Origin of the sequence: Lelliottia jeotgali (assembly GCF_016771845.1) — a bacterium.
GTDB classification, from domain to species: domain Bacteria; phylum Pseudomonadota; class Gammaproteobacteria; order Enterobacterales; family Enterobacteriaceae; genus Enterobacter; species Enterobacter jeotgali.
The window spans coordinates 107205-114621 of sequence record NZ_JAENMQ010000015.1 but is presented as its reverse complement, the minus strand read 5'-3'; the positions used below and the strand labels follow the sequence as shown (position 1 = coordinate 114621).

Here is a 7417-nt window from a genome sequence, read left to right as displayed (position 1 = left end):
GTGGTGGTACAGCACGAAAGTGGGGGTGATCGACCTGAAGAAAAAGTCGATCACCATGGGTAAAGGATGTTAAATAGTGTTCACCATGTCCCCGAACACCTGTCTACCATGTCCCCGGACCGTACAATGGGAGAGGGTTCTCTGATAATGATTACAGATTCATGGCCTTTTTGAGAACGAACTGTGCGATATCCAGACGCTGGCTAGGGGAATCAGAAATTGATCAACTGACGAACCCCATGAATAATTTCATGGATATAGGTCTGATCCATTCCGATAATGCCCTCAACAAAAATATCAGAGCGCACTTCTGTCGATAGCTTGAATTTTAAATAATAACTTTCATGGGACTGTATGTTTTTACCCACAGTTAGTGAAATCATTCCTTCCATTGGGCTGAAGGTGATTTCTTTTTCAACAATGTTGTCTCGTAATTCTATTAATTGTGTATGAAATTCCTCAAGCTCTCCGATATAGCAATCCCAAATGGTGTCCAAACTTATTCCTTTAGATTTGAACTCGACATACATATTTAAATATTCATGATAAAATCCTTTTTCGGATGTGTTAGTCAGTTTTTCGTATGGCGTTATCGCTAAGGTGACTTCATTATGAATAATCTGCAACACATTAATTACCTCAATCTTTGTAAGCAAAATGCGTTATGGTCCAGGTTCTCTCATCGACGATAACTTCAAGAGTATAATCTTTGTTCTCGTAGCTTCCTAAATTTTTATTGTACCTGGATCGACGAATGCCTATTTCATAGCGAGCTGTTTTGAGGTCCGATTTTCGAAGTAGATCCGGCATTCTTCTTCCATAGCGGAGCGCTTTTTCTTGAATGTAAACGGGAACGTACCGGGCGGGTTCTTTCATATGTTGTGCCGCTTTTGGGGTGAATTTTAATGCTTCAGGGGACAACCCCGCATTGAGCCTTCCGCGAAGGATATTCATGATACCGTCGCCGAGTAAGGATTCAAACTCGACAAAGAATCCGCGTTGGGTTATTGCCTTAAACGAGAACAAGCCAAATCGGAATGCTTTGTAAATTAAAGCTGCCGCAAATACCAAATCCAAAGGGTCTATCCATGGATGTTCTAACGGCAGTTCCATCTTCGTAACATACTGACCATTGTAATCATAAATATCATAAAGGTCTGATAGGCCTTTGTTGAGATAACCTATACACAATCCATTTTCTTCATCAATAATGGGTGAGTAGGATTCAGGGATGTTTCTTTCTGGGATGAGAGAAAAGAAAACGTCGTCTTCTAGTGGGGAGGTGAAATTATAATGCATTCCATAATGCACATCATTTAAATGCTCGTAATTTATATCACTCATGAATGAATTCTGCCGATTTATTAAATTCAGCTAACAATAATATTTAATTTTGAAAATAAAAGATGAATACGTGCTTTTTATCGGTATTACCTGAATATTTCTCAGCAGGGATGTGAGCTGGACTTATCGGATAAGCGCGACTGGGTGGGAATTCCCCCATCGATGATAAGATTCAGGGGGACTAGCCTTAGAGATTAAAGGGATCGCATTGAAGCTAACGCTTCTCCCATCCATTCTCTTGCTCGACAAACCCCAGCGCCTGCATAAATGCGGTCATCACTGCGCGGTCTTCCACACCGATATCCGACATCCACCAGCATGACACCGCCGGATTATCGCGGGTAAGCTCTTCAATCAAATATTGCCCCACGCCGCGACGGCGGGTGATTTCGCGCACACGCAAAGAATCCAGCGCGCCTTGTGTTCCGCTCAGCGTCACGCGCACCGCACCCAGCAGACGCTCGTTAAAGCGGGCGGCATAAATACGATGGGTTTCATCCACGGCCAGTGAAGAAGGGGAATATTCCGGCCAGATCTTGCCCAGGTCGATGTGATCCTGGTCGCTAAAGGACACCAGACGAAGGATGGTCAGTTTCATTAGCTGCTTGTCCAAATCAAAAAGAATAAAGGCAGTGTACTCAATTTATCTCGCCAGCGGCTTCCCCTTTTTTAAACCATTCTCCAGGTGATTACTTTTTTAGCAGCGCAATGTGCAGTGTGAAAATGCATGGATCGAAAATTAAGCAGAATTTTAACCTGAAAGGCAGTGTTTTATTCGGCGCTTTGTACCGTTATTTTATGCTGCAAACTGCACTTTTATTTGTTTATCTCTGTCTGATTTCAGAATATTATCTTTGCTTAATCGCCTGAAAAATAGAGATTTTAGTCTGGTTTTTAGTGAAAAACTGCGCTAAACCATTAAAGGCACTGGTAAAAATAGCGTTGTTCATTAAAAGTACAGAATGCTTTTTAACCATAATAAAACAAAATATATACATCACGTCACGAATGGGGATTCACAGATGAAAAGGAACGCGAAAGCATTAATCGCGGGAATGGTTGCATTAGCGATTTCGCAGGCAGCCATAGCGGAAGACATTAAAGTTGCCGTCGTCGGTGCCATGTCCGGTCCGGTTGCCCAGTGGGGCGATATGGAGTTCAACGGCGCGCGTCAGGCGATCAAAGACATCAACGCCAAAGGCGGTATCAAAGGGGATAAGCTGGTTGGCGTGGAATACGACGACGCCTGTGACCCAAAACAAGCCGTCGCCGTAGCCAACAAAATCGTTAACGATGGCATTCAGTACGTTATCGGCCACCTGTGTTCGTCCTCGACTCAGCCTGCTTCCGATATCTACGAAGACGAAGGCATTCTGATGATTACGCCAGGAGCCACGAACCCGGAGCTGACGCAGCGTGGCTATCAACACATCATGCGTACCGCCGGTCTGGACTCCTCTCAGGGGCCGACGGCTGCGAAGTACATCCTCGAAAAAGTGAAGCCGCAGCGCATCGCGATCATTCACGATAAACAGCAATACGGCGAAGGCCTGGCGCGTTCCGTCCAGGATGGCCTGAAAAAAGGTGGCGCGAACGTGGTCTTCTTCGACGGCATCACCGCCGGTGAGAAAGACTTCTCTGCGCTGTTGGCCCGTCTGCAAAAAGAGAACATCGACTTCGTATACTACGGCGGCTACTACCCGGAAATGGGTCAGATGCTGCGCCAGGCACGCGCGACCGGTCTGAAAACCCAGTTCATGGGCCCGGAAGGCGTGGGTAACGCGTCCCTGTCGAACATCGCGGGCGATGCGGGTGAAGGCATGCTGGTGACGATGCCAAAACGCTATGACCAGGAACCGGCGAACAAAGCTATCGTAGAGGCGCTCAAAGCGCAGAAGAAAGATCCGAGCGGTCCTTACGTCTGGATCACCTACGCGGCGGTGCAGTCTCTGGCAACTGCCCTGGAACGTACCGGCAGCAAAGAACCGCTGGATTTAGTCAAAGATTTGAAAGCTCATGGTGCTGATACCGTGATTGGGCCGCTGAACTGGGATGAGAAAGGCGATCTAAAGGGATTTGAATTTGGTGTCTTCCAGTGGCACGCCGATGGATCTTCCTCGGTAGCCAAATAAGACAACCACTCGTCATACTTCGAGCTGCAGATGCGTTGGCTGCGCTCGCCCACCCCGGTCACGTACTCGTGTACGCTCCCGGGGGTGTGCCAGCTTGCCGCCTTCCTGCAACTCGAATTATTTAGAGTGGGTTCAGTATCCCGTCCTGCGGGTCTAAAAAGGTTCCCTTATGTCCGAGCAGTTTCTCTATTTCTTGCAGCAGATGTTTAACGGCGTCACGCTGGGAAGCACCTATGCGCTGATCGCCATCGGCTACACCATGGTTTACGGCATTATCGGCATGATCAACTTCGCCCACGGCGAGGTGTATATGATCGGCAGCTATGTCTCCTTTATGATCATCGCCGCCCTGATGATGATGGGCATCGACAGCAGTTGGCTGCTGGTCGGTGCCGGTTTTGTCGGTGCGATTGTGATTGCCAGCGCCTACGGCTGGAGCATCGAGCGCGTGGCCTATCGGCCCGTGCGCAGCTCCAAGCGACTGATTGCGCTCATCTCCGCCATCGGGATGTCCATCTTCCTGCAAAACTACGTCAGCCTGACGGAAGGCTCGCGCGACGTGGCGCTGCCAAGCCTGTTCAACGGCCAGTGGATTGTCGGTGCCAGCGAAAACTTCTCGGCGTCCATCACCACCATGCAGCTGGTTATCTGGATTGTGACCTTCCTGGCGATGCTGGCACTGACCATTTTCATCCGCTACTCCCGCATGGGCCGCGCCTGCCGCGCCTGCGCGGAAGATCTGAAAATGGCCAGCCTGCTCGGGATTAACACCGACCGCGTGATCGCCCTGACCTTTGTGATCGGTGCGGCGATGGCCGCCGTCGCGGGCGTGCTGCTCGGCCAGTTCTACGGCGTGATCAACCCGTACATCGGCTTTATGGCTGGGATGAAAGCCTTCACCGCCGCGGTTCTGGGTGGGATCGGCAGTATTCCTGGCGCGATGATCGGTGGCCTGATTCTGGGCGTTGCTGAAGCGCTCTCCTCGGCGTACCTGAGTACCGAATATAAAGACGTGGTGTCGTTCGCGCTGCTGATTCTGGTGCTGCTGGTGATGCCTACCGGGATCCTGGGTCGTCCGGAGGTAGAGAAAGTATGAAACCGATGCATTTTGCGATGGCGCTCCTCTCTGCCGCCATGTTCTTCGTCCTCGCGGGCGTCTTTATGGGCGTGCAGTTAGAACTGGATGGCACCAAACTGGTGGTCGATACCGCCGCCGATATCCGCTGGCAGTGGGTGTTTGTCGGCACCGCCGTGGTGTTCCTGTTCCAGCTGCTGCGTCCGGTGTTCCAGAAGACGTTGAAAAACGTCTCCGGCCCGAAATTCGTGCTGCCTGCCATCGACGGTTCCTCCGTTAAACAGAAACTGTTCCTGGTGGCGCTGTTAGTTGCTGCTGTTGCGTGGCCGTTTATGGTCTCGCGCGGGACCGTGGATATCGCCACCCTGACCATGATCTACGTGATTCTGGGCCTCGGCCTGAACGTGGTAGTCGGTCTGTCTGGCCTGCTGGTGCTCGGTTACGGCGGTTTCTACGCCATCGGTGCCTACACCTTTGCGCTGCTGAACCACTATTACGGCCTCGGTTTCTGGACCTGTCTGCCGCTGGCGGGCCTGGTGTCTGCCGCCGCCGGTTTCCTGCTCGGCTTCCCGGTGCTGCGCCTGCGCGGTGACTACCTGGCGATTGTGACTTTAGGCTTCGGCGAAATCGTCCGTATCTTGCTGTTGAACAATACCGAAGTGACCGGCGGCCCGAACGGCATCAGCCAGATCCCGAAACCGACCTTCTTCGGCCTGGAGTTCAGCCGTTCCGCGCGGGAAGGGGGCTGGGATACTTTCAGCAACTTCTTCGGCGTGAAGTACGACCCGTCCGACCGCGTGATTTGGCTCTATCTGGTGGCACTGCTGCTGGTGGTCATTACGCTGTTCGTGATTAACCGTCTGCTGCGCATGCCGCTGGGTCGCGCGTGGGAAGCCCTGCGCGAAGATGAAATCGCCTGCCGCTCCCTGGGCCTGAACCCGACGCGCATCAAGCTGACCGCCTTTACCATCAGCGCCGCGTTCGCCGGTTTTGCCGGAACCCTGTTTGCCGCGCGTCAGGGCTTCGTCAGCCCGGAATCCTTCACCTTCGCCGAATCGGCCTTCGTGCTCGCCATCGTGGTGCTCGGCGGGATGGGTTCGCAGTTTGCGGTGATCCTCGCGGCCATTTTGCTGGTGGTTTCCCGCGAATTGATGCGCGACTTTAACGAATACAGCATGTTAATGCTGGGTGGTTTGATGGTGCTGATGATGATCTGGCGTCCGCAGGGCTTGCTGCCGATGACCCGTCCACAGTTGAAGCTGAAGAACGGGCAAGCGAAAGGAGAGCAGGCATGAGTCAGCCATTATTATCCGTAAACGGTCTGATGATGCGTTTTGGCGGCCTGCTGGCGGTCAATAATGTCTCGCTAGACCTGTTCCCGAAAGAGATCGTCTCCCTGATTGGCCCGAACGGCGCGGGGAAAACCACGGTGTTCAACTGCCTGACCGGTTTCTACAAGCCGACCGGCGGGACCATCATGCTGCGCGATCAGCATCTTGAGGGGCTGCCGGGCCAGCAAATTGCCCGCATGGGCGTGGTGCGTACCTTCCAGCATGTGCGTCTGTTCCGTGAAATGACGGTGATTGAAAACCTGCTGGTGGCGCAACATCAGCAGTTGAAAAGCGGTGTTTTCTCCGGCCTGCTGAAAACCCCGGCCTTCCGCCGTGCGCAGAGCGAAGCCCTCGATCGCGCTGCCACCTGGCTCGATCGTATTGGCCTGTTGCAGCACGCTAACCGTCAGGCGAGCAACCTGGCCTATGGCGATCAGCGTCGTCTCGAGATTATCCGCTGCATGGTGACGCAGCCGGAAATCCTGATGCTCGATGAACCGGCTGCCGGTCTGAACCCGAAAGAGACCAAAGAGCTGGACGAGCTGATCGTCGAGCTGCGCAATCATCACGACACCACCATTCTGCTGATTGAGCACGACATGAAACTGGTGATGGGCATTTCCGATCGTATCTACGTGGTGAACCAGGGTACGCCGCTGGCGAACGGCACGCCGGATGAAATTCGACATAACCCGGACGTGATCCGCGCCTATCTGGGTGAGGCATAAAATGGAAAAAGCGATGTTATCTTTTGACAAGGTGAATGCCCACTACGGCAAGATTCAGGCCCTGCACGACGTCAGCCTGCATATCAATCAGGGCGAGATCGTGACGCTCATCGGGGCCAACGGCGCGGGGAAAACCACGCTGCTCGGTACCCTGTGTGGCGATCCGCGTGCCACCAGCGGGCGCATCGTCTTTGACGGTAAAGACATCACCGACTGGCAGACCGCCAAAATTATGCGTGAAGCGGTGGCGATTGTTCCCGAAGGCCGCCGGGTGTTTTCCCGGATGACGGTAGAAGAAAACCTGGCGATGGGCGGCTTCTTTGCCGAGCGCGAGCAGTATCAGACCCGGATTAAACGCGTGTATGAACTCTTTCCGCGTTTGTACGAGCGCCGCATTCAGCGTGCAGGCACCATGTCCGGCGGTGAGCAGCAGATGCTGGCCATTGGCCGTGCGCTGATGAGTCAGCCGCGTCTGCTGCTGCTCGACGAGCCATCGCTCGGTTTAGCGCCGATCATCATCCAGCAGATATTCGACACCATCGAGCAGCTGCGCAAAGAGGGGATGACCATCTTCCTCGTCGAGCAGAACGCCAACCAGGCGCTGAAGCTCGCGGATCGCGGATACGTGCTGGAGAACGGCCACGTGGTGCTTTCCGATACCGGCGACGCGCTGCTGGCGAACGAAGCGGTGCGGAGTGCGTATTTGGGCGGTTAGTTTGTGAAATGCCGGGTGGCGGCTTCGCCTTACCCGACCTACGAGTTCCAGGCGAAACGGCAACCAAAGGTTGCCGTTTTTTATGTTTTCTC

Annotated in this window: 8 protein-coding genes; 5 read left to right on the top strand and 3 right to left on the bottom strand. The window is 53.1% G+C overall.

All coding sequences use genetic code 11. From position 1 onward, the window contains the following. Positions 1-212: 212 nt before the first annotated feature. The 3 genes from JBO43_RS20945 to panM form a co-directional block, all read right to left on the bottom strand. On the bottom strand, positions 213-629 hold the full coding sequence (locus JBO43_RS20945) for a WapI family immunity protein (RefSeq protein ID WP_103947386.1): 417 nt from the start codon (positions 627-629) through the stop codon (positions 213-215). A gap of 10 nt (positions 630-639) precedes the next feature. Then, positions 640-1344, bottom strand: coding sequence for a hypothetical protein (locus JBO43_RS20940; protein WP_202674965.1), 705 nt, complete (start codon positions 1342-1344; stop codon positions 640-642). 214 nt (positions 1345-1558) lie between these two features. Further along, complete coding sequence (gene panM / locus JBO43_RS20935; protein WP_202674964.1) at positions 1559-1942, bottom strand: aspartate 1-decarboxylase autocleavage activator PanM; 384 nt, start codon at positions 1940-1942, stop codon at positions 1559-1561. Positions 1943-2366: 424 nt separating this feature from the next. On the opposite strand from panM, the gene livK reads away from it, so the two are divergent. The 5 genes from livK to livF all read left to right on the top strand — a co-directional run bounded on the left by livK (position 2367) and on the right by livF (position 7325). Next, complete coding sequence (livK, locus tag JBO43_RS20930) at positions 2367-3476, top strand: high-affinity branched-chain amino acid ABC transporter substrate-binding protein LivK (protein WP_095283763.1); 1110 nt, start codon at positions 2367-2369, stop codon at positions 3474-3476. 169 nt (positions 3477-3645) lie between these two features. Then, on the top strand, positions 3646-4572 hold the full coding sequence (gene livH / locus JBO43_RS20925) for a high-affinity branched-chain amino acid ABC transporter permease LivH (protein ID WP_095283762.1): 927 nt from the start codon (positions 3646-3648) through the stop codon (positions 4570-4572). Continuing rightward, entirely contained in the window at positions 4569-5846 is a 1278-nt protein-coding gene (gene livM / locus JBO43_RS20920) for a branched chain amino acid ABC transporter permease LivM (protein ID WP_095283761.1), read from the top strand. Before livH ends, livM begins: the two co-directional genes overlap by 4 nt. After that, positions 5843-6610 carry a high-affinity branched-chain amino acid ABC transporter ATP-binding protein LivG gene (gene livG / locus JBO43_RS20915; RefSeq protein WP_095283760.1) on the top strand — a complete coding sequence of 256 codons (768 nt, stop codon included), beginning with the start codon at positions 5843-5845 and terminating at the stop codon, positions 6608-6610. Before livM ends, livG begins: the two co-directional genes overlap by 4 nt. 1 nt (position 6611) lies before the next feature. Beyond that, positions 6612-7325, top strand: coding sequence for a high-affinity branched-chain amino acid ABC transporter ATP-binding protein LivF (livF, locus tag JBO43_RS20910; RefSeq protein WP_095283759.1), 714 nt, complete (start codon positions 6612-6614; stop codon positions 7323-7325). Positions 7326-7417 lie beyond the last annotated feature (92 nt).

What these genes read in the sequence shown, in the direction of transcription:
- panM (WP_202674964.1), bottom strand. Translation starts at nt 1,942, where the DNA reads ATGAAACTGACCATCCTTCGTCTGGTGTCCTTTAGCGACCAGGATCAC.
- livG (WP_095283760.1), top strand. Translation starts at nt 5,843, where the DNA reads ATGAGTCAGCCATTATTATCCGTAAACGGTCTGATGATGCGTTTTGGC.
- JBO43_RS20940 (WP_202674965.1), bottom strand. Translation starts at nt 1,344, where the DNA reads ATGAGTGATATAAATTACGAGCATTTAAATGATGTGCATTATGGAATG.
- livK (WP_095283763.1), top strand. Translation starts at nt 2,367, where the DNA reads ATGAAAAGGAACGCGAAAGCATTAATCGCGGGAATGGTTGCATTAGCG.
- livF (WP_095283759.1), top strand. Translation starts at nt 6,612, where the DNA reads ATGGAAAAAGCGATGTTATCTTTTGACAAGGTGAATGCCCACTACGGC.
- livM (WP_095283761.1), top strand. Translation starts at nt 4,569, where the DNA reads ATGAAACCGATGCATTTTGCGATGGCGCTCCTCTCTGCCGCCATGTTC.
- livH (WP_095283762.1), top strand. Translation starts at nt 3,646, where the DNA reads ATGTCCGAGCAGTTTCTCTATTTCTTGCAGCAGATGTTTAACGGCGTC.